General features: G+C 60.7%; 35 protein-coding genes and 1 tRNA gene. 3 read left to right on the top strand and 33 right to left on the bottom strand.

What is annotated here, in order from left to right; genetic code table 11:
• The coding region (locus tag HMPREF1022_RS04090; protein ID WP_009301990.1) for a hypothetical protein at window positions 1–520 on the top strand (520 nt) is incomplete at its 5' end.
• A 574-nt stretch (window positions 521–1,094) separates the two neighbouring features.
• Here HMPREF1022_RS04090 and HMPREF1022_RS04080 read toward each other — a convergent pair.
• The 31 genes from HMPREF1022_RS04080 to rpsJ all read right to left on the bottom strand — a co-directional run bounded on the left by HMPREF1022_RS04080 (window position 1,095) and on the right by rpsJ (window position 17,133).
• A tRNA-Leu gene (locus tag HMPREF1022_RS04080) sits at window positions 1,095–1,178 on the bottom strand.
• Window positions 1,179–1,280: 102 nt separating this feature from the next.
• Window positions 1,281–2,339, bottom strand: a complete 1,059-nt coding sequence (selD, locus tag HMPREF1022_RS04075; RefSeq protein WP_083823228.1) for a selenide, water dikinase SelD — start codon at window positions 2,337–2,339, stop codon at window positions 1,281–1,283.
• 276 nt (window positions 2,340–2,615) lie between these two features.
• Entirely contained in the window at window positions 2,616–3,128 is a 513-nt protein-coding gene (gene rplQ, locus HMPREF1022_RS04070) for a 50S ribosomal protein L17 (RefSeq protein WP_008685801.1), read from the bottom strand.
• Window positions 3,118–4,161, bottom strand: a complete 1,044-nt coding sequence (locus tag HMPREF1022_RS04065) for a DNA-directed RNA polymerase subunit alpha (RefSeq protein ID WP_009301988.1) — start codon at window positions 4,159–4,161, stop codon at window positions 3,118–3,120. The genes rplQ and HMPREF1022_RS04065 overlap by 11 nt, the downstream gene beginning before the upstream one ends.
• An 11-nt stretch (window positions 4,162–4,172) precedes the next feature.
• Complete coding sequence (gene rpsD, locus HMPREF1022_RS04060; protein WP_008685804.1) at window positions 4,173–4,799, bottom strand: 30S ribosomal protein S4; 627 nt, start codon at window positions 4,797–4,799, stop codon at window positions 4,173–4,175.
• A 46-nt stretch (window positions 4,800–4,845) separates the two neighbouring features.
• On the bottom strand, window positions 4,846–5,235 hold the full coding sequence (gene rpsK / locus HMPREF1022_RS04055) for a 30S ribosomal protein S11 (protein ID WP_008685806.1): 390 nt from the start codon (window positions 5,233–5,235) through the stop codon (window positions 4,846–4,848).
• Between the two features lie 44 nt (window positions 5,236–5,279).
• Window positions 5,280–5,648, bottom strand: coding sequence for a 30S ribosomal protein S13 (gene rpsM / locus HMPREF1022_RS04050; protein ID WP_008685808.1), 369 nt, complete (start codon window positions 5,646–5,648; stop codon window positions 5,280–5,282).
• 15 nt (window positions 5,649–5,663) lie between these two features.
• A complete protein-coding gene (rpmJ, locus tag HMPREF1022_RS17020) occupies window positions 5,664–5,777 on the bottom strand; it encodes a 50S ribosomal protein L36 (protein ID WP_005027799.1) in 114 nt (37 codons plus the stop codon).
• A 106-nt stretch (window positions 5,778–5,883) separates the two neighbouring features.
• Window positions 5,884–6,678, bottom strand: a complete 795-nt coding sequence (gene map / locus HMPREF1022_RS04045; protein ID WP_008685822.1) for a type I methionyl aminopeptidase — start codon at window positions 6,676–6,678, stop codon at window positions 5,884–5,886.
• Between the two features lie 15 nt (window positions 6,679–6,693).
• Window positions 6,694–8,007, bottom strand: a complete 1,314-nt coding sequence (secY, locus tag HMPREF1022_RS04040; RefSeq protein WP_008685823.1) for a preprotein translocase subunit SecY — start codon at window positions 8,005–8,007, stop codon at window positions 6,694–6,696.
• A gap of 120 nt (window positions 8,008–8,127) precedes the next feature.
• Window positions 8,128–8,592: a 50S ribosomal protein L15 gene (rplO, locus tag HMPREF1022_RS04035; RefSeq protein WP_008685824.1), complete on the bottom strand. Its 465-nt coding sequence runs from the start codon at window positions 8,590–8,592 to the stop codon at window positions 8,128–8,130.
• Between the two features lie 21 nt (window positions 8,593–8,613).
• Window positions 8,614–8,790: a 50S ribosomal protein L30 gene (gene rpmD, locus HMPREF1022_RS04030; protein WP_009301986.1), complete on the bottom strand. Its 177-nt coding sequence runs from the start codon at window positions 8,788–8,790 to the stop codon at window positions 8,614–8,616.
• Window positions 8,791–8,792: 2 nt separating this feature from the next.
• The gene (rpsE, locus tag HMPREF1022_RS04025) at window positions 8,793–9,314 is read right to left on the bottom strand and encodes a 30S ribosomal protein S5 (RefSeq protein ID WP_008685826.1); all 522 of its coding nucleotides are present in this window, start codon (window positions 9,312–9,314) and stop codon (window positions 8,793–8,795) included.
• Window position 9,315: 1 nt separating this feature from the next.
• A complete protein-coding gene (rplR, locus tag HMPREF1022_RS04020; RefSeq protein ID WP_008685827.1) occupies window positions 9,316–9,675 on the bottom strand; it encodes a 50S ribosomal protein L18 in 360 nt (119 codons plus the stop codon).
• Between the two features lie 10 nt (window positions 9,676–9,685).
• Window positions 9,686–10,225 carry a 50S ribosomal protein L6 gene (gene rplF / locus HMPREF1022_RS04015; RefSeq protein WP_008685828.1) on the bottom strand — a complete coding sequence of 180 codons (540 nt, stop codon included), beginning with the start codon at window positions 10,223–10,225 and terminating at the stop codon, window positions 9,686–9,688.
• A 10-nt stretch (window positions 10,226–10,235) separates the two neighbouring features.
• Window positions 10,236–10,616 (bottom strand): 30S ribosomal protein S8, encoded by a 381-nt coding sequence (gene rpsH, locus HMPREF1022_RS04010; RefSeq protein ID WP_008685829.1) that lies wholly within the window; start codon window positions 10,614–10,616, stop codon window positions 10,236–10,238.
• A 109-nt stretch (window positions 10,617–10,725) separates the two neighbouring features.
• Complete coding sequence (locus HMPREF1022_RS04005; protein WP_008685830.1) at window positions 10,726–10,911, bottom strand: type Z 30S ribosomal protein S14; 186 nt, start codon at window positions 10,909–10,911, stop codon at window positions 10,726–10,728.
• A gap of 11 nt (window positions 10,912–10,922) precedes the next feature.
• On the bottom strand, window positions 10,923–11,462 hold the full coding sequence (gene rplE / locus HMPREF1022_RS04000; RefSeq protein ID WP_008685831.1) for a 50S ribosomal protein L5: 540 nt from the start codon (window positions 11,460–11,462) through the stop codon (window positions 10,923–10,925).
• A 9-nt stretch (window positions 11,463–11,471) separates the two neighbouring features.
• Window positions 11,472–11,804, bottom strand: a complete 333-nt coding sequence (rplX, locus tag HMPREF1022_RS03995) for a 50S ribosomal protein L24 (RefSeq protein ID WP_008685832.1) — start codon at window positions 11,802–11,804, stop codon at window positions 11,472–11,474.
• A gap of 9 nt (window positions 11,805–11,813) precedes the next feature.
• Complete coding sequence (rplN, locus tag HMPREF1022_RS03990) at window positions 11,814–12,182, bottom strand: 50S ribosomal protein L14 (protein WP_008685833.1); 369 nt, start codon at window positions 12,180–12,182, stop codon at window positions 11,814–11,816.
• Window positions 12,183–12,191: 9 nt separating this feature from the next.
• The gene (gene rpsQ / locus HMPREF1022_RS03985) at window positions 12,192–12,455 is read right to left on the bottom strand and encodes a 30S ribosomal protein S17 (RefSeq protein WP_008685834.1); all 264 of its coding nucleotides are present in this window, start codon (window positions 12,453–12,455) and stop codon (window positions 12,192–12,194) included.
• Between the two features lie 2 nt (window positions 12,456–12,457).
• Window positions 12,458–12,688 carry a 50S ribosomal protein L29 gene (gene rpmC, locus HMPREF1022_RS03980; protein WP_008685835.1) on the bottom strand — a complete coding sequence of 77 codons (231 nt, stop codon included), beginning with the start codon at window positions 12,686–12,688 and terminating at the stop codon, window positions 12,458–12,460.
• Entirely contained in the window at window positions 12,688–13,101 is a 414-nt protein-coding gene (rplP, locus tag HMPREF1022_RS03975; protein WP_008685836.1) for a 50S ribosomal protein L16, read from the bottom strand. The genes rpmC and rplP overlap by 1 nt, the downstream gene beginning before the upstream one ends.
• A complete protein-coding gene (rpsC, locus tag HMPREF1022_RS03970) occupies window positions 13,101–13,742 on the bottom strand; it encodes a 30S ribosomal protein S3 (protein WP_008685837.1) in 642 nt (213 codons plus the stop codon). Before rpsC ends, rplP begins: the two co-directional genes overlap by 1 nt.
• Before the next feature lie 3 nt (window positions 13,743–13,745).
• Entirely contained in the window at window positions 13,746–14,084 is a 339-nt protein-coding gene (gene rplV / locus HMPREF1022_RS03965; protein ID WP_008685838.1) for a 50S ribosomal protein L22, read from the bottom strand.
• A 9-nt stretch (window positions 14,085–14,093) separates the two neighbouring features.
• A complete protein-coding gene (rpsS, locus tag HMPREF1022_RS03960) occupies window positions 14,094–14,378 on the bottom strand; it encodes a 30S ribosomal protein S19 (RefSeq protein ID WP_008685839.1) in 285 nt (94 codons plus the stop codon).
• Between the two features lie 9 nt (window positions 14,379–14,387).
• Complete coding sequence (gene rplB, locus HMPREF1022_RS03955) at window positions 14,388–15,236, bottom strand: 50S ribosomal protein L2 (protein WP_008685840.1); 849 nt, start codon at window positions 15,234–15,236, stop codon at window positions 14,388–14,390.
• A 2-nt stretch (window positions 15,237–15,238) separates the two neighbouring features.
• Window positions 15,239–15,529 carry a 50S ribosomal protein L23 gene (gene rplW / locus HMPREF1022_RS03950; RefSeq protein WP_008685841.1) on the bottom strand — a complete coding sequence of 97 codons (291 nt, stop codon included), beginning with the start codon at window positions 15,527–15,529 and terminating at the stop codon, window positions 15,239–15,241.
• Window position 15,530: 1 nt separating this feature from the next.
• A complete protein-coding gene (rplD, locus tag HMPREF1022_RS03945) occupies window positions 15,531–16,163 on the bottom strand; it encodes a 50S ribosomal protein L4 (RefSeq protein ID WP_008685842.1) in 633 nt (210 codons plus the stop codon).
• A 10-nt stretch (window positions 16,164–16,173) separates the two neighbouring features.
• Entirely contained in the window at window positions 16,174–16,803 is a 630-nt protein-coding gene (gene rplC / locus HMPREF1022_RS03940) for a 50S ribosomal protein L3 (protein WP_008685843.1), read from the bottom strand.
• A 12-nt stretch (window positions 16,804–16,815) separates the two neighbouring features.
• Window positions 16,816–17,133, bottom strand: a complete 318-nt coding sequence (gene rpsJ, locus HMPREF1022_RS03935) for a 30S ribosomal protein S10 (RefSeq protein WP_006008400.1) — start codon at window positions 17,131–17,133, stop codon at window positions 16,816–16,818.
• An 876-nt stretch (window positions 17,134–18,009) separates the two neighbouring features.
• On the opposite strand from rpsJ, the gene HMPREF1022_RS03930 reads away from it, so the two are divergent.
• Together HMPREF1022_RS03930 and HMPREF1022_RS03925 are read left to right on the top strand one after the other, a co-directional pair.
• Window positions 18,010–19,371, top strand: coding sequence for a response regulator (locus HMPREF1022_RS03930; protein WP_009301985.1), 1,362 nt, complete (start codon window positions 18,010–18,012; stop codon window positions 19,369–19,371).
• 12 nt (window positions 19,372–19,383) lie between these two features.
• Window positions 19,384–20,808 (top strand): GGDEF domain-containing protein, encoded by a 1,425-nt coding sequence (locus tag HMPREF1022_RS03925; protein WP_009301984.1) that lies wholly within the window; start codon window positions 19,384–19,386, stop codon window positions 20,806–20,808.
• Here the strand turns inward: HMPREF1022_RS03925 and HMPREF1022_RS03920 are convergent.
• Both HMPREF1022_RS03920 and ftsY read right to left on the bottom strand, forming a co-directional pair.
• On the bottom strand, window positions 20,773–21,912 hold the full coding sequence (locus HMPREF1022_RS03920) for a glycosyltransferase family 2 protein (RefSeq protein WP_009301983.1): 1,140 nt from the start codon (window positions 21,910–21,912) through the stop codon (window positions 20,773–20,775). The genes HMPREF1022_RS03925 and HMPREF1022_RS03920 overlap by 36 nt on opposite strands.
• Window positions 21,913–21,931: 19 nt before the next feature.
• Window positions 21,932–23,431, bottom strand: coding sequence for a signal recognition particle-docking protein FtsY (ftsY, locus tag HMPREF1022_RS03915; RefSeq protein ID WP_009301982.1), 1,500 nt, complete (start codon window positions 23,429–23,431; stop codon window positions 21,932–21,934).
• Between the last annotated feature and the right edge of the window lie 10 nt (window positions 23,432–23,441).

Here is a 23,441-nt window from a genome sequence, read left to right as displayed (position 1 = left end):
TATGGCCTGGTTTGAGGGCTATGTGCCGCGCGTCATGCGCTGGCATGCCCGGCTTGCCCCGGCGCACTGCGATGTGCGCCCCTTTCTGTTGGAAAACAAAATCCCCACCTTTTCCTGCGCCATGGCCAGAACCGGCCTGTTGCGCCGTATCTCCCTGCAAACGCCCGTGCCGCGCTGGCTGGACTGGTGGGTCTGGGCCCAGCTCGCCGCGCTCGCGCCCTTTGCCTTTGTGCCGGAAAAGCTCACCCGCTGGCGGCTGCACCCCAAAAGCTGGCACCACAAGGTGGAAATCTTCAGCTACCTTAAGGAGTTCCGGCGCATGGGGCGCGGCTTCCGCCGCCTGTTCGCCAGCGATCTGACCCGCCGCGGGCAATGGGGCGCGCTGGCCTTTCTGCTGCTGCCCGCCACAATACGCCTGGCCGCGCGCCTGGCATTGACGGCACGTGAGGACGGGCTTGTGCGCGCCTTGCGGCGTATTTCCGGGCGGCTGGATGTCTCCCGTTCCATCCGCAAACTCTGAAAAATTTTGCGCCGGGCCTGCCGCCGGAGCGCTTCTGGCTGTCTTGCCCGCAGTGTGGACAGATGAAGAACCCATCCTCCAAATGCCTGCTGGAATCCGCCCTGGACATCCTGCGCGCGGCCGCCTCGGGAAAGCCCCTCCACCGGAGACATGTGCCCTGCCGCCGGACCAGCGAAAAATCCGGACAAGCACACGTCCGCCCTGTTCCGGAAAAAGAATACGCAGGCAAGGGCTCTCAGGCCCTGGCGTGGCAACGGTGATACGATTGGTGATCGTGGTGATACAAAAAGACAAAAAATAGGGCGGCAATGCCCACATTACCCCCTCCGATTTACCCAATACGGCGCAAGACCTCCGCACATGGAACTCCGGAAACCTGAATTCCGCACCTCCGGCCACCGCACAAGCCCCGAGGGAGCATCACAATACAGGCTTCACTGTGGAACCCGTCCAGGAGAGCCGCGCCCGGCAGTGAACAGACAGCAACCCGAAAAACAAGACCCCCTCATGCAACCAAGGAAACAGGAGCATGAGGGGTTTTATGAACTGCTTGTGTACAAGCGGTTATGGCTTCTGGTGCGAGAGGGGGGATTTGAACCCCCATACCTAGGGTGCTGGATTCTAAGTCCAGTGCGTCTACCAGTTCCGCCACTCTCGCAAAGGTATATTGATAGCTTATTTGCGGGCGGGCCGCAAGCCGCGCCTCCGCCTCGTGGAAAGCAAGGCCTGTGCGCCATGGACGCGCGTCGCCCCAATTCCCTCAACGCAACAGCAAGGCCTTGCCGTCGGTCCTCGGTGGAAGCACTTCGCCCACCTCGCGGGCCAGGTCTCCGCCGCTCTCCAGCATGTCCCGCACCGGCCCCAGCAAGTCCGGCGGCACGGCCAGCAGCAAACCGCCCGAAGTCTGGGCGTCAAAAGTCACGCTCTCAAGAGCCTCATCCACGCCCGGCTCTACCAGGGTGGAACAGGCCCAGTGCTTGCGGTTCAGATGGCTGCCCGCTGGAATCAGTCCGTCACGCGCGTATTCCAGCACGCGGGGCAAAAGGGGCAGAGCCGTCGTATCCAGAGCCACGCAGGCATTTGAGGCCAGGGCCATTTCCAGGGCATGGCCGCCCAGGCCGAAACCGGTGATATCCGTGGCGGCGGGCAGATGGAACGCACGGATGGCCGCGCCGCCCACCTTGTTCAGTCGTCCGCAGCAGCGGATCAGTTCGGCCTCGCTTTCCGCCGCGCCCTCCCAGCGGGCCTTAACCGCCGTGGCAAGAATGCCGGTGCCCAGCGCCTTGGTCAGCAGGAGGCGCTGTCCCGGCCTGAGCCCGTCGTTCACCGCAATATGCGCCGGATCGATAATGCCCGTCACGGCCAGACCATATTTCAATTCGTCGTCCTGGACGGTATGGCCCCCGGCCAGCACGGCCCCGGCCTCCAGCAGGGCGTCCTGGCCGCCGCGCAAAATGCTGGTCAGGGCTTGCTCGGGATCATCTTCCGCCAACGCTTGGGGAAAACAGGCCACGTTCATGGCGCACCAGGGTTCGCCCCCAAGAGCGTAGACATCGGACAAAGCATTGGCCGCCGCGATGCGGCCAAAGGCGAACGCGTCATTGACGATGGGCGCGAGGATGTCCACGGTCTGCACCAGGGCCTTGCCCGGCGGCACGGAGAGCACCACGGCGTCCTCGTTACGGGCGCGGCCAGCCAGCACCCTGGCCTCCAATTCGGGCGGAGTTTCGGGCGTAAGACCGCGCAAAAGCCGCTCCAGGGCCCCTGGAGCCAACTTGGCCGCTCAGCCCGCGGCGCGGGCTTTTTCCAACAGCTTCATCTTCAAATTTCCGTTAGAACATTTCACAATGAACAATCAGACACGTTCACTCCAACGATGCGACGTGTTCAAGCTACGGGAAATTTTGCACGCTGCCAAGAAGGAGGCTGCAGCGCAGCTTTCCCGGTCCGCAAGCTTTCCTCCTGAACGACAGTCCCGCACGCCGCGCGACTACAGTCCAACCCATGGAAAACAGGCAAAAAGCCCTGCTCTGAAAGAGCATAAAAAAGGGGAGCCCGAAGACTCCCCTTTTGCAAAAGCTGCTTTGCTTGCGCGCTATTCGGCGGCACCTGCTTCCTGCGCGGCCCCTTCTTCAGCCTTGGGCTTGCGGGTACGCTTGGGTTTGGCGGCCGCTTCACCGGCCGGAGCGGCGTCAACGGCTTTGGCCGCCTTCTTGTCCTTGCCCGCCTTGGCGTCCGCAACCGGCTCGGCCGCACGGGACAACTCAATAATAGCCATGGGGGCATTATCGCCCTTACGCGGCATGGCCAGTTTGAGCACGCGGGTGTAGCCGCCCGGCACGCCGGCAAACAGCGGGCCGATTTCATCAAAAAGACGCTTGACCAAGGCGTGGTCGTTGAGCACCCGGTAGGCCAGACGGCGAGAGTGCAGATCGTTGCGCTTGGCCAGCGTGATCAGGGGTTCCACCACCCGGCGCAATTCCTTGGCCTTCATCTCCGTGGTGCGGATTTTGCCGTGGATCAGAAGCGCCTTGGCGAGATTGTGCAACAGGGCCTTACGGTGCGCGGGCGTGCGCGAGAGTTTCCTGCCGGAATTGCTATGCCTCATTTTGCTGCTTCCTTTTCCATTCCTGATATTTCTTGTCGAAGCCGTCGACCTTCATACCAAAGTCAAGGCCCATGTCCAGAAGAACACTTTTGATTTCGTCCAGCGACTTGCGTCCGAAATTCTTGGTTTTGAGCATCTCGCCCTCGGAGCGCTGCACCAGTTCGCCCACCAGAGCGATATTGGCACTACGCAGGCAGTTGGTGGCGCGCACGGAGAGTTCAAGATCGTCAATGCTCTTGAACAGATGCTCGTTCACCTCGCCGCCGTCACTGCTGCCCAGACGCATATCGCCGGAAACGCGCTCATCAAAATTGATAAAGACCGAAATCTGGTCCTTGATGATCTTGGCGCTGTAGGCAATGGCATCCTCTGGCGTGAGCGAGCCGTCGGTCCAGACTTCCAGCAGCAGGCGGTCATAGTTGGTCATCTGGCCCACGCGGGCCTGTTCGACCGTATACGCCACCTTGCGCACCGGGGAAAAACTGGAATCCAGCTTGATCAGACCGATTTCCTCGGACAGACCCTCGTGCATGTCGGCGGGCACATAGCCCTTGCCCATACGCGCTTCCAGCTCCATTTCCAGCACGACATCCTCGGTGAGGGTGGCGATGTGCAACTCGGGGTTGAGCACCTCCACATGCTGGTTGGCCTGGATCTGGGCGGCCGTCACCGGCCCCTTCCGGTCCACGCGCAGGATCAGGCGCTGGGGCTCGTCCGTGTCCAGGCGCAGACGGACCTGCTTGAGATTCAGGATGACGTCGGTAACGTCCTCCAGCACGCCGTGGATGGTGGTAAACTCATGCTGCACGCCGGTGATTTTCACCGAGACAAAGGCCGCCCCTTGCAGGGAGGCCAGAAGGACGCGCCGCATGGCGTTGCCGATGGTGGTGCCGTAGCCCCGCTCCAAAGGCTCGCAAATAAACTTGCCGTGCGTGCCGCTGGCCGTCTCTTCCTCACGCAAAATCTGGTCGGGCTTCACGAGCTCCGACCAGTTGCGCGCATTGATAAGGCGTTCGCCTTGTTTAATAAGCATGCGCCCCCCGCTTATTTCGAGTAAAGTTCGACAATCAACTGCTCGTTGACGGGGAACTGAATATCATCGCGCTGCGGCAAGGCTTTCACGGTGCCCTTGAAAGCGGCACCGTCGGCTTCAAGCCAACCGGGGCAGCCGCGGCGGGCGATCACTTCCTGGGCTTCGGCCAGAACGGGAATTTTACGATTCTTTTCGGGCACTTCCACAGAGTCTCCCACCTTCACCTGCAGGGAGGGGATGGTGACCTTATGGCCGTTCAGGGTAAAGATGCCGTGACGCACCAGCTGGCGGGCCTGGTTGCGGGAGTTGGCAAAACCCAGACGGTACACCACGTTGTCCAGACGACGTTCCAGGATGACCAGCAGATTCGTGCCGGTGACGCCCTTCTGCATTTCGGCTTTTTCAAAGTAGCCGTGGAACTGGCGCTCCAGCACGCCGTAAGCGCGGCGGGTCTTCTGCTTCTCCCGCAGCTGCACCGCGTATTCGCTGACCTTCTTCCGCGCGCGGCCGTGCTGGCCGGGGGCGTAGGGGCGGCGATCATAAGCGCACTTGTCGGTAAAGCAACGATCACCTTTCAGGAACAGCTTGCAGCCCTCGCGGCGGCAGATCCGGCATTTGGCTTCAGTATATTTGGCCATGAATGAGTCCTCTTCGTTTGTACGGCGCTGCCCCGGCAGCGCGAAACTAGACGCGGCGGCGCTTGGGCGGCCGGCAGCCGTTGTGCGGGATGGGCGTCACGTCACGGATGAAAGCCACCCGGAAGCCCACGGCGGCAATGGCGCGCATGGCGGCCTCACGACCGGAGCCGGGACCCTTCACATAGACGCCCACGGTACGCATGCCGTTGTCCTGCGCCTTGCGGGCGGCGGTTTCAGCGGCCACCTGGGCGGCGAAGGGCGTGGACTTGCGCGAACCCTTGAAGCCGCTCTGGCCCGAAGAGGCCCAGGAAACAGCATTGCCGCGCGTATCCGTAAAGGTGATGATGGTATTATTGAACGAAGCCTGAATATGGGCAATGCCCACAGGCACGTTCTTCTTTTCCTTTTTCTTGACCGCTTTCTTGGGTCTGGCCATGACTATCCCTCAATCTGGCTAAAAAAACGAGTAAATGAGCGCGCCTACTTTTTCTTGCCCACAGCGCCGCGGCGCGGCCCCTTACGGGTGCGCGCGTTGGTGTGGGTGCGCTGGCCGTGTACGGGCAGACCGCGACGATGGCGCAGCCCCCGGTAGCAGCCGATATCCATAAGCCGCTTGATATTGCTCGAAACTTCACGGCGCAGATCGCCTTCCACCTTGAAGTTCTGTTCGAGTTCCTTGCGGATCTCGTTCACTTCGTCAGCCGAGAGATCGTCAATGCTACGCTCCCAGTTGACGCCGGTGGAGTCAAGGATCTTCAGGGCCGTCGTGCGACCGATGCCGTAAATGTAGGTAAGCGCAATGTCCACCCGTTTGCCGCGCGGCAAATCAACACCTGCTATTCTCGCCACAATATGTCTCCTGCCCTAGCCCTGGCGCTGCTTGTGCCGGGGGTTTTCGCAGATAACTCGAAGCACTCCCTTGCGCCGGATCACTTTGCACTTGGGGCATATTTTCTTGACGGAAGGTCTGACTTTCATCGCATATCTCCACTGATAGCCGTTTGGCCGTTGTGACGGCCCGTCCTGACGGCCCCGGCTATTTCGGGGCAGGAACAGGCATCTTTATCTATCTTTGCCTATTCTGTCAACCATCAATTGTGTGCCGGTTCAGACCGCGATCCGAAATACTCAGAATTCTCGGCCCTTCCGGGGTGATCGCCACGCTGTGCTCAAAATGAGCGGCCCATTGGCCGTCACGGGTCACAGCGGTCCATTTGTCATCCAGGATGTCCACTTCATAGGTACCGGCAGTGACCATGGGCTCAATGGCAATGACCATGCCGTTCTGCAGGGTCAGCCCATGCATGCCGGGCCTGAAGTTGGGCACCTCCGGCTTTTCGTGCATCTTCGCGCCCACGCCGTGGCCCACGAAGCGACGCACCACATTGAAACCGGCGGCTTCCACATAGTCCTGCACGGCGGCGCCGATATCATAGACGTCATTGCCTGCCCGCGCTTTCTCAATGCCCACATAGAGACTTTCCTCGGTCACCCGCATCAGCCTGCGGGCCTCGTCGCTCACCTGCCCCACCGGGTAGGTACGGGCGGCGTCGCCCACGAAACCTTCGAAGACCACTCCCATGTCGATGCTGACGATGTCCCCCTCCTGTAGCAGCCGCGCGGAGGGAAAGCCGTGCACCACCTGCTCGTTGACCGAGCAGCAGACGGCAAAGGGATAGCCGCAGTAACCGAGAAAAGCCGGTTTCACCTTGTAGTCGGCGCACATGTCGCGCGCCAGTTCTTCCAGGCGCATGGTGGGAAGGCCGGGCGCCACCATATCGCCCACGGCGTCAAGAATATTGGCGACCATGCGGTTGGCTTCACGCAGACAACCCACTTCCCGCTCATTTTTAATGAATGCGCCGTGATATTTTTTCATGCTCCACGCCCCGCGCTATGCTTTTCCGCCCTTGCGCGCTTTCTGCATCAAGCCTTGATACTGGCTTGAAATCATGTGTGATTCAACCTGATTCATGAAGTCCATGGCCACGCCCACCAGAATCAGCAGGCTGGTGCCGCCGAAGTAGAACGGCACGTTGAAGTTGCTGATCAGCAACATGGGCAGCAGGCAGACGAGGGAAATATACACCGCGCCCGAAAGCGTCAGCCGCGAAAGCACGGTGTCAATGTATTCCTGCGTCTTTTCGCCCGGACGGATGCCCGGAATGAAGCCGCCGGCCTTCTTCAGGTTTTCGGACATATCCTTGGGATCAAAGATGATGGCCGTGTAGAAATAGCAGAAGAAGAACATCAGGGCCACGTAAATGATATTGTACAGAATGCCGTGGGGCGAAAAGAGCTCCGCCGCCCGCTTCACATACTCGTTGGTCGAAAACTGGCCGATGGTGGCCGGGAAGAGCAACAACGAGGAGGCGAAAATGGGCGGAATAACGCCCGCCGTGTTCAGGCGCAGAGGCAGATGCGAATTCTGCCCGCCGAACATCTTCCGGCCCACCTGACGCTTGGCGTAACTGATGGGGATTCGCCGCTGAGCCCGCTCCACAAAGACGATGCAGACCGTCACGGCGGCCATGAACACCACAATGACCACGGCCATGAAGATGCTCATGTCACCGGCCTGAATCAGGGCCACGGACTGAATGATGCCGCGCGGAATACCCACGACGATGCCGCAGAAGATGATCAGCGAAATGCCGTTGCCGATGCCCCGTTCGGTGATCTGCTCACCCAGCCACATGACCAGCACCGAACCCGCGGTAAAGGTCATCATTGTCACCAGCCGGAAATGCCAGCCCGGATTGAGCACAATGGGCGAACCGGCGGGACTGGTCATATTTTCCAGGCCCACAGCGATGCCCAAGCCCTGCACCAGTGTGATCAGCACCGTGAGGTAACGGGTATACTGGGTGATTTTGCGACGGCCCGCCTGCCCTTCTTCCTTTGCCATGCGCTTGATGTCCGGGCTGACCACCTGCAAAAGCTGCATGATGATGGACGCCGAAATATACGGCATGACGCCCAGCGCAAAGACGGAAACGTTACGCAGGCCACCGCCCGAGAACATGTCGAAGAGGCTGAACAGGGTGCCGGACATGCTTTCAAAGAAAGAAGCCAGGGCCGCGGCGTCCACGCCGGGCACCGGCACATGCACGCCGATCCGGTAGCAGCACAAAATCAGGAAGGTCCAGCCCAGGCGTTTGGCCAGGGCGGGCTGGCCCGCCATATTGTTTGCCGATCCTACTGCCATGAAAGACTCGTTGCGTTTGCGCGCCCGAGGGCGCCGTATGCGCGTAAGCGTCATAGCCCGCCGCGCGCGGCGGGCTATGACGCCGCAATATTCCGTTCCGGCCGCTCGCGCGGCCGGGGATTATTCGGCTGCGGGAACCGCTTCCAGCTCGCTGACTTCACCACCGGCCTGGCGGATCTTCTCCGCCGCGGCCTGGCTGAACTTGTGGGCTTCCACCTTGAGGGCGGATTTCACTTCACCGCGCGAAAGAATTTTCACCGGCGCGCCCAACCGGGCGAGACCCCGGGCGTAAATGTCATCCAAGGTAATGCTGCCCTTGCCCTCAAAGGCCTGGGTCAGCACATCCAGGTTGATCACGTCGTACGTCACTTTGAAGGGCGCGTTCTTGAAGCCGTGTTTAGGCAGACGACGCTGCAGAGGCATCTGGCCGCCTTCAAAGCCGGGGCGCACGCCGCCGCCGGCACGGGCGTTCTGGCCTTTGTGACCCTTGCCCGACGTGCCGCCCAAGCCGGAACCACCGCCCCGGCCCACACGGCGGCGGGTCTTGCGCTCTTCCGGAAAGGGAAAGAGATTGTGCAGTTGCATACTATACTCCTCGCGCGGCCGTTAGTCCACGACGGCCACAAGGTGCGAAACTTTGGCAATGATGCCCCGGATGGCCGGGGTGTCCTTGAACGTCTTGACCGTCTCGCGACGCTTGAGGCCAAGGGAGTCCAGCATTTTGCGCTGGGCCGGCGTGGTGCCGATGCGCGAGCGCACGAGTTTGACCTTGATTTCCGTCATGGCTACTTCCTCGGAGCTTCCAGCTTCTTGCCGCGCAGGACCGACACATCCTCGGCGCTACGCAGGGAAACAAGACCCTGTATGGTGGCGCGAAGCACGTTATGCGGATTATTGGTGCCGATGGCCTTGGCCAGCACGTCGCGCACGCCCACGGCCTCCATCACGGCGCGCACGGCGCCGCCGGCGATGATGCCGGTACCCTCGGAGGCGGGTTTGAGCATGACGCGGCCCGCGCCGAAGCGGCCCAGCACCTCATAGGGCAGGGTCCCTTCGACCAAGGGCACATGCACGCGGTTTTTGCGCGCGCGCTCCGTAGCCTTGCGCAGAGCCTCAGGCACTTCCTGGGCCTTGCCCAGACCAAAGCCCACGCCGCCCTTGCCGTCGCCCACCACCACAAGGGCGCTGAAGCTGAAACGGCGACCGCCCTTGACCACTTTGGCCACACGGTTGAGGGAGACGATCTTTTCGATTTCGCCCAGCTCGTTCTGCTGGGTTTCGCTATTGTTCGAGTTATCCTGACGCATATTAGAACTCCAGACCGCCTTCGCGGGCGCCGTCGGCTACAGCCTTGACGCGACCGTGATAAATATACCCGTTGCGATCGAATACCACCTTGCTGATATTCTTTTCCTTGGCCAAGCGGGCAATTTCCTTGCCCACGCGTTCGGCGCCGCTCTTGTTGCAGTGCAGGCCGGATTCGGTTTTGGAAAGGCTAAGGGTGGAGGCGGACACCAGAGTCGCGCCTTCCAGATCGTTCACGATCTGGGCGTAAATATGCAGGTTGGACCTGTAGACCACGAGACGCGGACGTTCAGCCGTGCCGTTGACCTTTTTACGGATGCGGATCTTGCGGCGCTGACGGGATTCATTCTTGCTATAATTCATGACGCAGCCCCTACTTCTTGCCGCCGGACTTGCCCACCTTGCGGCGGATGGTCTCGGTCACGTACTTGATGCCCTTGCCCTTGTACGGCTCGGGCTTGCGGATACGGCGGATCCTGGCGGCCATTTCGCCCACCAGTTCCTTGTCCACGCCGCTGATGGTCAACACCTGGCCTTCCACGGCGGCCTTGATACCGGCGGGCAGTTCCAGCACCACGGGGTGGGAAAAGCCTACGGCCAGTTCAATGATGTTGCCTTTCACGGCCACGCGATAGCCCACGCCGATGACTTCCAGGGCCTTGGAAAAGCCCTTGGTCACGCCGTCGATGCAGTTGGCCAGCAGCGTGCGGCGCAGGCCGTGCTGCGAACGGCTTTCACGGGTTTCTTCGAGGCGGGTCAATGTCACATGCCCGTCGGCCAGCTCATACTTGAGCAGAGAGCAGAGAGGCGTGCTCAGCGAGCCCTTGGGGCCTTTCACTTCCACAACATCCGTTCCGATCTTGACTTCGACGCCATTGGGAACGGGAATGGGCAGTTTACCTATGCGAGACATAACGCACCGCCTACCAGATTTCACACAGAAGTTCGCCGCCCACCTTCTTCTCGTGGGCGGTCATGCCGTCCAGCACGCCGCTGGACGTGGACAGAATGCAAATGCCGAGGCCGTTCTGCACCTTGGGGATCTGACGCGAATTCACGTACACCCGGCGGCCCGGAGTGCTCACGCGCTTCAGGCCCGAAATGACGGGCTTGCCCTTCAGGTACTTGAGAGTGATGGTGATGGTACTGTCGGCCACGGCCACGTCTTCGACGTAACCTTCCTGCTTGAGGATGGCGGCTAACGATTCCTTCATCTTCGAGCGCGGCACATTCACTTCCTTGTGCAGGGCCAAATGTGCGTTGCGGATACGGGTCAGCATATCCGCAATGGGATCTGTCAACATCGAAAGCTCCTGAGAGTTTTGAGCGCGGGGTTAACGGCCCGATGCCGCCACTTCCCACAGGCGCGGTGTTCTCCGCGCCGCCCGGACGCTCCCGCGTCCGGCAATGCTTTTACCAGCTCGACTTGCGCACGCCGGGCAACTCACCGCGCAGGGCCATGTTGCGGAAGCAGATACGGCAGATGCCGAACTGGCGCAAAAAGGCGCGGGAACGACCGCACAGCGGGCAACGATTGTAGGCGCGCGCACTGAACTTGGGCTTACGTTTGGCCTTCACTTCCAGCGAAGTACGGGACATACGGCAGACTCCTATTTACGGAACGGCATGCCCAACTGGTCCAGAAGGAACTTGCCTTCCTTGTCCGTGGCCGCCGAAGTAACAATGGTGATGTTCATGCCCTTGGGATTTTCCACACGGTCGATTTCCAGCTCGGGAAAGATGGTGTGTTCCTTGATGCCCAAGGTGAAGTTGCCGCGCCCGTCAAAGCCGCGATCCGGAATGCCGCGGAAGTCGCGCACCCGGGGCAGGGCAAAGTTCATGAGCTTGTCCAGGAAGTCCCACATGCGGTCCTTGCGCAGGGTGACGCGAGCGCCGATGGGCATGCCTTCGCGCAGCTTGAAAGCGGCAATGGATTTCTTGGCGCGGGTCACCACAGCTTTCTGGCCGGCAATGGCGGTCAGTTCCGCCACGGCCTCCTCCATGATCTTGTTGTTCTGGGTGGCGGCGCCAAGGCCGATGTTCAGAGAGATTTTTTCAATCCCGGGCAGCTGCATAGAGGAGGTATAATTGAACTCCTTCTGCAACACCGGAACCACTTTCTCTCTATATATCTTTTCAAGGCGTGTCATCGTATCACCTTATTCCATGACTTCGTTGCACTTTTTGCAGAAGCGCACTTTCTTTTGCTTGCCTTCGGACTCGATGTACTTGTAGCCCACCTTGGTGGCTTTGCCGCACGCCGAGCAGACCACCATGACGTTGGAGACATGGATGGGCATTTCCTTTTCCACGATGCCGCCGGGCTGCTGGGCATAGGGATTGGGGCGCATGTGGCGTTTGGCCATATTGGTCTTTTCCACCAACACGCGATCCTTTTTGCGCAGGATCTTGAGCACCTTGCCGATCTTGCCCGCGTCCTTGCCGGTGATCACCATCACCTTGTCGTCCTTGCGGATGCGATACGTTTTCATGACGATCTCCTAGAGCACTTCCGGGGCAAGGGAAATAATTTTCATGAAGTTCTGGGCGCGCAGCTCACGGGCCACGGGGCCGAAGATACGCGTGCCCACCGGCTCGCCCTGGTTGGAGAGCAGCACGGCGGCGTTGCCGTCGAACTTGATGTAGCTGCCGTCCATGCGCCGCACTTCCTTGGCGGTGCGCACGATAACGGCCTTCATCACGTCGCCCTTCTTCACCTTGCTGTGGGGCATGGCTTCCTTGACGGAAACCATGATGATGTCGCCCACCGAGGCGTAACGGCGGTGCGAACCGCCCAGCACCTTGATGCAGGCCACCTTTTTGGCGCCGGAATTGTCGGCCACCTGAAGCGTTGATTCTACCTGGATCATGGCACTACCCTACACGGCTTTTTCAATGATGGAGACCAGATGCCAGCGCTTGTTGCGCGACATGGGACGGAACTCCACGATTTTGACCTTGTCGCCCATACCGCATTCGTTCATGGGATCATGAGCCGTGAACTTCTTGCGGCGCCTCACATACTTTTTGAGCAGAGGGTGCTTGACCAGGGTCTCAACGCGCACGACAATGGTTTTGTCGTTCTTGTCGCTCACCACAATGCCGGTCAGCGTTCTGCCCTTGCGTTCTTCCAGAGCTTGCATTTTCAGGCCCTCTGTTCCTTTTCGTTCAACACGGTCTCAATGCGCGCCACCTGCTTCCGCATGGCTTTCAGCTCGGAAGTCTTTTCAAGCTGCGCTGCGGCGTGCTTGAAGCGGGCGTTCATCAGTTCCTGCCGCTGCTCGGTCAGCTTGCCGCGCAGTTCTTCCGCGCTCATATCGCGCAGCTTGCCGGCGGCATCCCGGACAGCCTTGTCACTTTTTTTCTTGGCAGCCATTAGAAGCCCTCCCTCACCACGATGACGGTCTTGACAGGCAGCTTGTGCGCCGCGCGGGTCAAGGCTTCGCGGGCCAGTTCCAGGCTGACGCCCTTGATTTCATATAGCACGCGGCCGGGTTTGACCGGCGCGCACCAGCCCACCGGCGCGCCCTTACCGGAACCCTGGCGGGTTTCCAGAGGCTTGGAGGTAACCGGACGGTCCGGAAAAACGCGAATCCAGACTTTGCCGCCGCGCTTGATGTGACGCATCATGGCGATACGGGCGGCCTCAATCTGCTGGCTGGACAGATGTCCGTGCTGCACGGCCTTCAGGCCGATGTCGCCGAAGGCAATGGAGGCGCCGCGCGTAGCCAGCCCGCGCAAACGGCCTTTCTGCCACTTGCGGAATTTAACTTTTTTGGGCGCAAGCATTATTGTTCAACCTCTTTGTCAAGGATTTCACCCTTGTAGATCCACACCTTGACACCAATGATGCCATAGGTGGTACGCGCTTCGGCAAAGCCGAAGTCAATGTCGGCGCGCAGGGTCTGCAAGGGCACGCGACCGTCGCGATACCATTCGGTACGGGCGATTTCAGCTCCGGCCAGACGACCGGCGCACGTCACCTTGATGCCTTCGCCGCCGAACTTGCGGGCCATGGACACGGTACGCTTCATGGCGCGCCGGAAGGCCACGCGGCGCTCCAGCTGCTGGGCGATATTCTCGGCCACGAGCTGGGCGTCCACTTCAGGACGACGGATTTCATTCACTTCCAGGGAGAATTCGCGCCCGAACTTCTGGCGCAGGTCTCCACGCAGCTTTTCAATTTCCACGCCTTTGCGCCCGATGACGATGCCGGGACGGGCCGTGGAAAGAATCAGGCGCACTTTGCCGCCTGCGCGTTCAATCTCGATCTTGGACAGCCCCGCATGATAGAGGAGCTTTTTGACGAACGCGCGGATCTTGCTGTCTTCGTAGACAAAGGCAGGATATTCCTTCTTGCTGAACCAGCGGGACTGCCAGTTCTTGTTATACCCAAGCCGGAAGCCGAACGGATGTACTTTCTGACCCATAGCCTATTCCTGCCCTTCTGCGAGTATGACGGTGATGTGGCTGGTGCGCTTGTGAATCTTGCTGGCCCGGCCCTGAGCGCGGGGCATGAAGCGCTTCCACGAAGGGCCCTCGTTGACCACGATTTCCTTCACCACCATGGCATCCACATCCACGCCGCCCAGCTGCGAGGCATTGGCCAACGCGCTTTTGAGCACGCCGAAGAGCACGCCCGCGGGCTTGTTGGGGGTGAAGCGCAGAAGATTCATGGCTTCCTCAACCCCAAGGCCCTGCACGTTTTTAGCCACAAGCCGGGTCTTGCGCGGCGAAACGCGCTGGAATTTCGCAATAGCTTTCGATTCCATAGTTCTACCCTACTTCTTGCCGGCCTTGGCCTTTTTATCGGCAGCGTGCCCGTGGAAGGTACGGGTGGGCGAAAATTCGCCCAACTTGTGGCCCACCATGTTTTCGGTGACAAACACCGGCACGAACTTCTTGCCATTGTGCACCGCGAAGGTCAGACCCACCATTTCCGGCAGGATGGTCGAGCGGCGCGACCAGGTCTTGAGCACGCGACGGTCGCTGTTGGCCACCGCGCTGTCGACCTTGTTCATCAAATGGCCGTCCACGAACGGCCCTTTTTTCAATGATCTCGGCATGAGCTACTCCTACTTCTGGCCGCGGCGTTTGATGATCAGCCGGGAAGAGGCCTTCTTCTTGTCACGGGTCTTGTAACCCTTGGCGGGCATGCCCCACGGCGACACAGGATGACGGCCGCCGGAGCTTCTGCCTTCACCGCCGCCCAGCGGGTGGTCGATGGGGTTCATGGCCACGCCGCGCACCTGGGGCCGACGGCCCAGCCAGCGGTTACGGCCGGCTTTGCCCAGCGAGATGTTTTCGTGGTGGATGTTGCCCACCTGCCCCACGGTGGCCACGCAGGAGGCCAGTACCTTGCGCACTTCGCCCGAGGGCAGGCGCAGCAGGGCGTATTTGCCTTCCTTGGCCACAAGCTGGGCATAGGTGCCCGCGGCACGGCAGAGCTGGCCGCCCTTGCCGGGGTAGAGCTCCACATTATGGATCACGGTACCCACGGGAATACGGGCCATTTCCAGCGCGTTGCCGGGCTTGATATCGGCCGTTGCGCCGCTGCGGGTGTTGACACCGCTCATGACCACGTCGCCCTGGTTCAGGCCCACGGGCGCGAGGATATAGCGCTTTTCGCCGTCCGCATAGTGCAGCAGCGCAATGCGGGCGGTGCGGTTGGGATCGTATTCAATCTGCGCCACAGTGGCTTCAATGCCGGTCTTGTCCCGCTTGAAGTCGATGAGGCGGTACAGACGTTTGACGCCGCCGCCGCGACGGCGACTGGTGACGCGGCCACGGTTGTTGCGGCCGGCCTTCTTGGGCAGACCTTCGGTGAGCGACTTCTCAGGGCGCGTCCGGGTGATTTCCTCAAAGTCGGAAACCGTCTGGAAGCGACGCCCCGCGGAGGTCGGTTTCAGCTTGCGGACAGCCATGATTACACTCCCTCGAAGAACTCGATTTTATCGCCCTGGCGCAGCGTCACATACGCTTTCTTCCAGCCGGGCTTGCGGCCCACAACGCGGCCCTGGCGCTCCCTCACGGAAGGCGCACGGCGCACTACGTTGACCGCTTCCACTTTCACATCAAAAGCCTTTTCCACAGCCTGCTTGATCTCAAGTTTGTTGGCCTTGGGATGGACATAAAAAGCCACCTGTTGCGCCTCATCCTTGAGCAGCGTCGTTTTTTCCGTCAGCAGGGGCTTGAGCAGAACGTACGTCGTTTCCATCTTAAGCCCCCTTCTTGGCAAAACGCGCCTGCACAGACTCCACGGCCCCTTCCAGAAGCACAAGCTGCTTGTGCTTGAGCACGTCCAGCACGCTCAGGCGATCGGGCGTGGTCAGGGTCAGGCCGGGGATGTTGCGGGCCGAGCGGCTCAGAGCCTCATTGTCCTCGGGCGTCACGATGAGCGCCTTTCCGAGGCCGAGAGCACCGGCCACCTTGGCAAAATGCTTGGTCTTGGCTTCGGGCAGTTCAATGCCCTTGACCACCAGCAGGCTTTCACCGGCCAGACGGCTCGACAGAGCCATCTTGAGAGCCAGGGCGCGCACTTTGCTGTTGACCTTGAAGCCGTAGTCGCGCGGGCTGGGTCCGAAGATGATGGCGCCGCCGCGCCAGATAGGCGAACGGTTGGAGCCGGAGCGAGCCCGGCCGGTGCCCTTCTGCTTCCAGGGCTTGACGCCGCCGCCGGAGACGAACGCGCGGGTCTTGGCATTGTGCGTGCCGGCGCGTTTGGCCGCCATCTGGGCGCGCACCACGAGGTTGAGGATTTCAGGCCTCACCTCGATTTCGAACACGTCAGAAGCCAGCGTCATTTCGCCGCTTTCCTGCTTGTTCTGGTCGTATACTTTCACGGTAGCCATGTTGCTTCCCCTACTGCTTGCGGATCAGCACCAGCCCGTTCTTGGGGCCGGGCACGGAACCTTTGACCAGAATGACGTTGTCCTCGGGACGCACGCCGACGATCAGAAGGCCCATTTCCGTCACGGTTTCATTGCCCCAATGGCCCGCCATCTTACGTCCTTTGAAGACGTGGCCGGGGAAGGTATTGTTACCTACCGAACCATTGTTGCGGTGCACCTTTTCGCAGCCGTGCGTATCCTTGGAGCCGGCGAAGTTCCAGCGGCGCATACGGCCCTGGTAGCCCTTGCCCATGCTCTTGCCGGTCACCTTGACCACATCGCCGGCGGCGAAGATGTCCACGGTGAGCTGCTGGCCGGGCTGCTGCTCGGGCGCGCCCGAAAGCCGGATTTCACGCGTGTGGCGGAAAAGCCCGGTGCCGGCCTTGGCGAAGTGGCCGCGCATGGCTTTGCCCACATGCTTTTCCTTGGCTTCGGTCAGCGCGATCTGCAGGGCGTTGTAGCCGTCCTTTTCCACGGTTTTGACCTGGGTGACGGGGCAGGGCCCGGCCTCAATGACCGTCACGGCCACGGCGGCGCCGTCACCGGCGAAGATGCGGGTCATGCCAAGTTTGCGACCCAAAATTCCCATTTTCTCAGCCATGACTGCCTCTCGCTAGAGCTTGATTTCCACGTCCACACCGGCGGGCAAGGAGAGCTTGCCCAGCGCGTCGACGGTCTGCTGCGTGGGTTCCAGAATATCCATAAGCCGCTTGTGAATGCGCATTTCAAACTGCTCACGGGACTTCTTGTCCACGTGCACGGAGCGCTGAATGGTGTACTTATGGATGTTGGTGGGCAGGGGAATGGGTCCCGCCACACCGGCACCGGTATTGCGCGCCGTATCCACGATTTCCGCAACGGCTTTATCCAGAATGCGGTAATCGTAGGCTTTGAGCTTGATCCGAATGCGATCGCTGCTAACAGTTGTCATTGTGCCTACTCCGTTTGCAAAAACATCCCGCGCGGCCGACACGGCCCCGGCGGGCTCCTTCACAGCATACGCGGGCCATGAAGCACGGCCCGAAGGCCACCACACCCTGGCGACGGACGGAACAAGGCTACGTAAGGGGCTGCGCGAGTTGCGCGCATCACACCTGAAATCAGGAATTCGGAAGATGATGGACGCCTGGGCGCTCCGGCATCATCCGTGTGATGCTCCCCGGCGCAGCCCAGGCCTGGCCGCCGATGAAAACGGCGGCGCGGCGGTCCCGCAGGGTCACCAAATGGGGTTTACCCCCAATACCTTACAGCCCCGGGTCACTCCGGCCTCTCGGCCTCGGTGGGGTCCGTCCTCGGGCTGGAACGGCTCGACATTGTCCGGCATTTGGTAACGCCTGCGAATGTCAAAGCCCGTGGCGGCGATGGAACCATGATGGCATCCGAACCGCTTCCGGGCGCAGCAGGACAGGCTCAACCTGCCCTTCCCTGCCGTCCAGGGAATGCTTCCACGGGAAAACCCGTTGAAGCGACGTCTTGTTTAGCCAAAACCCGGCCTGACGTCAAGGCTTTTCCATAAAAAAATTCAATCGACCGCAAGACCGCCGCCCCTGCTCCGGCGCGCCGCGCGGGTCGGGCCATCTGCTTGACAAAGCAGGTCGGCCGGGCCTACATGCTTTCGATAAACTATGCCGTGCGCTTGCGTCCCCACGCCTTTTCCGCGCCCGGCCTTTATCCTACCTACGAAGTGCGGTAGCTCAGACGTGTTACGCAGCGCCAGGCCGGAGCGAAAAGTTATACTTTCCGGCCTGTTCGGCATGCCTTTTCAGACAACCAGCGGTCGTTTTGTCCGCGACAGCAGGAGCCATCCATGCCTATTGATCCGGCCCTCAAGGCCAAACAAAATCTATATGAAGATACTGTCATCCACTATATGAACAAGGAAGACGGCCACGTCATCGTACTCAGCGACGACCAGGCTTTCTCCACCCAACTGCGCCTGACACTGGCCAAGGAGCTGGGACTCTCCTCCCCCAACATGCTCACGGCCCTGTCCGACCCGCATCAGTTGCTGCGCGTGCTGCGCGAAGTGACCCCCAAGCACCCGGCCCCGATGCTGTTTCTGGAGCGGATCATGGGCGGCCAGGATCTCAGTTTTCTGGTCAACCAGATCAAGCAGGCCTACAGCAAGCTGCGGATCATCATCCTGACCACAGACGTGCAACGCGACCGGCTCATGCTTTTGCACGAAGTGGGCGCGGACAACTTCATCGCCAAACCGGTGTCCGTGAATACGCTGATCGAAAAAATGGCCTTCACCCTCAAGCCGCAAAGCAAACTCGGCCAGGCCATTGATCTGGCCAAGTCTTTTCTGGCCCACCAGAAATACGCCGAGGCTCTGGCCGCCTGCCAGAAGATCCTGACGCTCAAGCCCGGCAGCGCCGCGGCCTACCTGGTTATCGGTGATACCCAGCGTGCCATGAAGGATTATGAAAAAGCGCGCGTGGCCTATGAAACGGCGGCCAAATCCTCCGACCTCTACCTTGCGCCGCTGCAACGGCTGGCCGAAATGTATGAGGAACTGGGCGACCAGCAATCCCAGTTGCGCTGTCTGCAAAAGCTCGACACCATCTCGCCGCTCAACGTCAACCGCAAGGTGAGCCTTGGGGAAATCCACCTGGCCATGGGCGAGCCGGAAAAGGCCGAGGAGCTCTTCGACAAGGCCATGGCCCAGATCACCAAGGAGGCCATGGACGGCATCAGCGCCCTTTCAGGCCGCATCGCCTCCATCTATGCCGACCGCGACTCGGCCAAGGCCGAAAAATTTCTGCGCAACAGCCTGGAGGTCAAGGGCAAATATCTCTCCAAGGGCGACATCATGCTCTTTAACCAGCTGGGCATCAGCCTGCGCAAGCAGGGCCGCTGGAAGGACGCCATCACCGAATACAAACGGGCCATCAAGATCGCGCCCGAGGATGAAAATCTCTATTATAATGTCGGCATGGCCTTCGCTGAAGGCGGCGACTTTTTGCAGGCCAAGGCCAATTTGCTGAAAGCCGTGGACCTCAATCCGGACATCCCCGGCGCCAGCCCCAACATCGCCTATAATTTCGGGGCGGTCTTTCTTCAGTCCAAGGACCGCGAGCGGGCGGCCCAGTTCTTCAAACTGGCCCTGCAGCTGCGCCCCGATTTCCCGGCCGCCCAGGACGGCCTGAAACGGGCGGGGGGGTAATAGAGACGCGCCATGTCTTCAGAACACCGCGACGACACCTCGGACGACGAGAGCCTGGCCGAATCCACCATCGTCAATGAAACGGATTCGTTCATCTACATCAGCGATCCTCAGACGTATGATGTGCTCTATGTCAATAACTTCGGCAAAAGGGTGCTGAATCTGCGCGACGTCAGGGGGCACAAGTGCTACCGCCTCTTTCAGGGCAGGGAAACACCTTGTGAATTTTGCACCAACCACCTGCTCGGCAGCGAAGAATTCCACACCTGGGAGCATCTTAACGAGCTCACCGGCCGAAACTATCTGCTCAAAGACAAACTCATTGAGTGGAAGGGGCGTCAAGCGCGCCTGGAAGTCGCCGTGGACATCACGGACAAAGAGAACACCAGCCGCGCCGTCCGGGACAAGTTGGAAATGCAGCGCGCCCTGGTGGATTGTCTGCGTATCTTCTATACCGCTCCGACTTTCAACGAAGCCATCAATAGTATTCTGCGCATGCTCGGGTCAATTCATAGGGCCGACCGGGCCTATATCTTCGAGTATACGGACGACGAGCACGGCACGGTCTTTTGCAGCAACTCCCATGAATGGTGCGCCGAGAACATCAAACCGCAGATAGACAATCTGCAAAACCTGTCCCTGGACCTTCTCCCCGACTGGAAAACATTTTTCGGTCCCGAGCAAAGCATCGCTATCCGGGATATTGAATTAATCAAAGAGAGCCACCCGCAGACCTACGACATCCTGAAGATGCAGGAAATCAAAAGTCTGATGATCGCGCAGCTGAACGTGGACGGCGTCGCCACCGGCTTCATCGGCTTGGACAATCCCCGGCACATGGGGGAAGATCTTTCCCTGCTCTGGTCTCTGTCCTATTTTGTGACCATGGAACAGCAAAAACAGCGCATGGAAAGCAACATTCTGTTCCTGAGCCGACATGACAGCCTCACCGGGCTGGGCAACCGCCATAGTTATATGCGGCTTCTGAGCGAGTTGGAAAACGCGGAAAATGTCGAGACAGGCGTCGCCTTTGTGGATCTCAACGGACTGAAATCGCTTAATGACCGCGAGGGGCATACGGCGGGGGATATCTTTCTCAAAACTATGGGTGAAGTTTTCACCCGGCATTTCAGAAAAGATGAGGTTTTCCGCATCGGCGGCGATGAGTTCGTTATCGTCAGCCGGGGCATCTCCGCTCATCGCTTCAAAAAGAAGATCCGGGCCATGCGCGACGAGGCCGACGCGCTCTACCCCGGCGCCCTGGCCCTGGGCAGCGTCTGGAAAAAAAGCGGAACCAGCCCTTCCGAGATGGCCCGCCTTGCCGACAAACGCATGTATGCGGACAAGCGCCGTCATTACCGCGACCGGAACCGGAACGATCAGCCCGCCCGCGCCTGCCGTTCAGCGCCGTCCGACACCATGCAGAAAGCGCTTTAACGCCTCCGCCGTCTCCCTTTTGCGCAGGCGGCTGTAGCAGCGGCCGATTTCCTCATAAATCCAGGTCCGGAGCGCCGCGTCCTCCCGGGCCGCGAAAAGGGCCGCGCCCAGCAGTTCCAGTCCTTTTTCCGTCTCATCCCGCATAAAATGCAGATTGGCTCCCAGCATCAGGGTCAGGGGCGTGGCCTGATAGCGGCGCAACCGGGCGTAGCGCCGGAAGGCCCGCTCCATGTCGCCGGATTGCCCCAAGGCCGCGATGGCGGCGATCTCCTCCTCAGGACGGGCCGCGCAATCCCGCGTGACCACGGCGGCAAGTTCTTCAGGCGGCATGCGGCCGAACGCCTTCTGCACGGGCAGAAAAGGCGCAATGGCCATATCAGGCGTACCGGTCCGACTGCTCTGACGGTAAAAATCCTCCAGGGTCCAGCCGTCGCTCCCGCATACGGCGGTAGCCAGGCCGCGTTGGATTTTTTCCTCAAAATCCTGCTGTGATTTATAAAAATAATGATTGATGCGGATTTTTTCCGCCACGGGATAGGAAGAGGCTCCCAATACGGGCACGCGGTCCTCGTTGACGCAGAAGCGTCCCTCCGCATAGGCGAAGTGATGCGGTGACAGGGGCTTGAGCGCCCATTGCGGCTGCACCAGGCTTTTGACGTGATGATGCAGGCAAAGGCCGTCGGTATAGCTGCGCGTCACGCCCGCCGACGGCCTGCGCAAATGGCCGCCGGAGCCGAAGACCATCCAGTGCGCCGCCAGACCGGCCCAGGCCTCATAGTCTTCCAGCAGATCCCGCACGTCACGGCGGCCCAGAGGCAGCACGAATTCGTCAATATCAATGAAGGCCAGCCAGCGGCTGCGTGTTTTCCACTGGCGCAGACAATGGTAGTAGGCCGACAACTGCGGGGCCTCGCGCCGGGGAAAGTCAACGACCGTCAGCAGACCGGCGTCGGCCAGATCCGCCAGCGTCCGCGCCGCGGGCACGGCGCTGCCGTTGTCGTAGAGCACAATATGCTCGAAGCCCACGGCAAAATGGTGCAGCGCCCACTCGCGCAGATGGGGCGTCTCATCCTTGGCGATGGCGCAGACGCAGGCGTAGTACACAGACGGCCCTCCGGTTCGGTTAATTTCCGGCGGCGGGCTCACCCAGCAGGGCGCGGGCGTAATCCGCGCCGTTGAAGGGGCGCAGATCCTCCATTTTTTCACCCAGGCCCACAAAGGTGATGGGCAGATGATGCTGCATGGCCACGGCAATAGCCACGCCGCCCTTGGCCGTGCCGTCCAGTTTGGTCAGGATCAGCTCGTCCACACCGGCGGCCTCCTTGAAAAGCTTGGTCTGGGAAAGGGCATTCTGGCCGGTGGTGGCGTCCAGCACCAGAATGCTGCGGTGCGGCGCGCCGGGATGCTTCTTGCCCAGCACCTGGCGGATCTTGGTCAGCTCTTCCATCAGGTTGACCTTGGTCTGCAAGCGCCCGGCGGTATCCACAAAGAGCACGTCCACACCTTCCCGCACGGCCCGCTCCACAGCCTCAAAGGCCACGGAGGCCGGGTCCGAGCCCGCCGGACGGGCGTGGAACAGAGCGCCCACCCGCTCGGCCCAGACCTGCAACTGCTCAATGGCCGCCGCGCGGAACGTGTCCCCGGCCGCGATCATCACCTTCTTGCCCTGCATGCGCGCGCGATGCGCCAGCTTGGCGATGGTGGTGGTCTTGCCCACGCCGTTGACCCCGATCATCAGCACCACTTCGGGCGGATTCACGGCCGAAATGCGGCGCGGCGCGTGGAAGATCTCCTCCAGTTCGGCCAGCAGCAGTTCACGGGCCTGTTCGGCGCGGGTGGCTTTTTCCCTCCGGGCGCGCTCCTTGAGACGCTCCACCAGTTCCAGCGAAGGCTCGTAACCCAGGTCGGCCATGATGAAGAGCTCTTCCAGCTCTTCCCAAAACTGCTCGTCCAGTTCGCCGTGGCCGGCGAAAAGCGTGTCCAGGCGACGCGCGAACTGTTCGCGGGTGCGCGAGAGCCCTTCGCTGATCTTCAGAAAAAGGCGGCTGCGCTCATCTTCCTCATCCTCCAGGTCCAGGGCCAGGGCCAGGCGGTATTGCAGTTCCGAGCGGAATTCCTCCACATAGCGGTATTCCATGCGTTCAAGCCAGTCCTGAAAATCGCGCACAAAGGCCTGAACCTCGTCCTGCGGCGCGTCCAGGGAGCGCAGCAGAAATGCCAGGCGCTGCCAGAGCTGGTCGCCGACGCCGTCCACATCCTCCAGGATGATGCCCAGCCAGATTGAAAGTCGGGGTTCGGCCTCGCGCAGGCGCAGGGTCAGGGCCTCGTCTTCCCCGGAGATGCCGGAAGCCGGAGCGGGCGCCCCCGCAACACCCTTTTCCTCAAACAGAGTGGGGGCGGGTTCCGGAACAACTTCCGGGGCCGGGCTCACTGGCGCCGCGGCTTCCTGGGGCAGTGCGGCCCCGCCCCCAGGCTCACGCGCTGGCGCTGTTTCGGGCTCATGCCGCGCTTCAGCCCCAATTTCGGAAGATTGCGACTCGTCCGCGGCATCGGAAGGCTGCGGCGCATTTTCATCCTGGCGCGATCCGCCGAAGATTTTTTTGACGGCTGAAAAAAAGCCCATGACACACTCC

Source organism: Desulfovibrio sp. 6_1_46AFAA (assembly GCF_000224635.1).
Classification (GTDB): domain Bacteria; phylum Desulfobacterota; class Desulfovibrionia; order Desulfovibrionales; family Desulfovibrionaceae; genus Desulfovibrio; species Desulfovibrio fairfieldensis.
Note: the sequence above shows the minus strand (reverse complement) of the source record. Positions and strands in the feature narration are given on the sequence as shown.

Coding starts and splice junctions, on each gene's coding strand:
- rplQ (WP_008685801.1), bottom strand. CDS start 3,128: ATGAGGCATAGCAATTCCGGCAGGAAACTCTCGCGCACGCCCGCGCAC.
- HMPREF1022_RS04065 (WP_009301988.1), bottom strand. CDS start 4,161: ATGCTTATTAAACAAGGCGAACGCCTTATCAATGCGCGCAACTGGTCG.
- rpsD (WP_008685804.1), bottom strand. CDS start 4,799: ATGGCCAAATATACTGAAGCCAAATGCCGGATCTGCCGCCGCGAGGGC.
- rpsK (WP_008685806.1), bottom strand. CDS start 5,235: ATGGCCAGACCCAAGAAAGCGGTCAAGAAAAAGGAAAAGAAGAACGTG.
- rpmJ (WP_005027799.1), bottom strand. CDS start 5,777: ATGAAAGTCAGACCTTCCGTCAAGAAAATATGCCCCAAGTGCAAAGTG.
- map (WP_008685822.1), bottom strand. CDS start 6,678: ATGAAAAAATATCACGGCGCATTCATTAAAAATGAGCGGGAAGTGGGT.
- secY (WP_008685823.1), bottom strand. CDS start 8,007: ATGGCAGTAGGATCGGCAAACAATATGGCGGGCCAGCCCGCCCTGGCC.
- rplO (WP_008685824.1), bottom strand. CDS start 8,592: ATGCAACTGCACAATCTCTTTCCCTTTCCGGAAGAGCGCAAGACCCGC.
- rpmD (WP_009301986.1), bottom strand. CDS start 8,790: ATGACGGAAATCAAGGTCAAACTCGTGCGCTCGCGCATCGGCACCACG.
- rpsE (WP_008685826.1), bottom strand. CDS start 9,314: ATGCGTCAGGATAACTCGAACAATAGCGAAACCCAGCAGAACGAGCTG.
- rplR (WP_008685827.1), bottom strand. CDS start 9,675: ATGAATTATAGCAAGAATGAATCCCGTCAGCGCCGCAAGATCCGCATC.
- rplF (WP_008685828.1), bottom strand. CDS start 10,225: ATGTCTCGCATAGGTAAACTGCCCATTCCCGTTCCCAATGGCGTCGAA.
- rpsH (WP_008685829.1), bottom strand. CDS start 10,616: ATGTTGACAGATCCCATTGCGGATATGCTGACCCGTATCCGCAACGCA.
- HMPREF1022_RS04005 (WP_008685830.1), bottom strand. CDS start 10,911: ATGTCCCGTACTTCGCTGGAAGTGAAGGCCAAACGTAAGCCCAAGTTC.
- rplE (WP_008685831.1), bottom strand. CDS start 11,462: ATGACACGCCTTGAAAAGATATATAGAGAGAAAGTGGTTCCGGTGTTG.
- rplX (WP_008685832.1), bottom strand. CDS start 11,804: ATGAAAACGTATCGCATCCGCAAGGACGACAAGGTGATGGTGATCACC.
- rplN (WP_008685833.1), bottom strand. CDS start 12,182: ATGATCCAGGTAGAATCAACGCTTCAGGTGGCCGACAATTCCGGCGCC.
- rpsQ (WP_008685834.1), bottom strand. CDS start 12,455: ATGCAAGCTCTGGAAGAACGCAAGGGCAGAACGCTGACCGGCATTGTG.
- rpmC (WP_008685835.1), bottom strand. CDS start 12,688: ATGGCTGCCAAGAAAAAAAGTGACAAGGCTGTCCGGGATGCCGCCGGC.
- rplP (WP_008685836.1), bottom strand. CDS start 13,101: ATGCTTGCGCCCAAAAAAGTTAAATTCCGCAAGTGGCAGAAAGGCCGT.
- rpsC (WP_008685837.1), bottom strand. CDS start 13,742: ATGGGTCAGAAAGTACATCCGTTCGGCTTCCGGCTTGGGTATAACAAG.
- rplV (WP_008685838.1), bottom strand. CDS start 14,084: ATGGAATCGAAAGCTATTGCGAAATTCCAGCGCGTTTCGCCGCGCAAG.
- rpsS (WP_008685839.1), bottom strand. CDS start 14,378: ATGCCGAGATCATTGAAAAAAGGGCCGTTCGTGGACGGCCATTTGATG.
- rplB (WP_008685840.1), bottom strand. CDS start 15,236: ATGGCTGTCCGCAAGCTGAAACCGACCTCCGCGGGGCGTCGCTTCCAG.
- rplW (WP_008685841.1), bottom strand. CDS start 15,529: ATGGAAACGACGTACGTTCTGCTCAAGCCCCTGCTGACGGAAAAAACG.
- rplD (WP_008685842.1), bottom strand. CDS start 16,163: ATGGCTACCGTGAAAGTATACGACCAGAACAAGCAGGAAAGCGGCGAA.
- rplC (WP_008685843.1), bottom strand. CDS start 16,803: ATGGCTGAGAAAATGGGAATTTTGGGTCGCAAACTTGGCATGACCCGC.
- rpsJ (WP_006008400.1), bottom strand. CDS start 17,133: ATGACAACTGTTAGCAGCGATCGCATTCGGATCAAGCTCAAAGCCTAC.
- HMPREF1022_RS03930 (WP_009301985.1), top strand. CDS start 18,010: ATGCCTATTGATCCGGCCCTCAAGGCCAAACAAAATCTATATGAAGAT.
- HMPREF1022_RS03925 (WP_009301984.1), top strand. CDS start 19,384: ATGTCTTCAGAACACCGCGACGACACCTCGGACGACGAGAGCCTGGCC.
- ftsY (WP_009301982.1), bottom strand. CDS start 23,431: ATGGGCTTTTTTTCAGCCGTCAAAAAAATCTTCGGCGGATCGCGCCAG.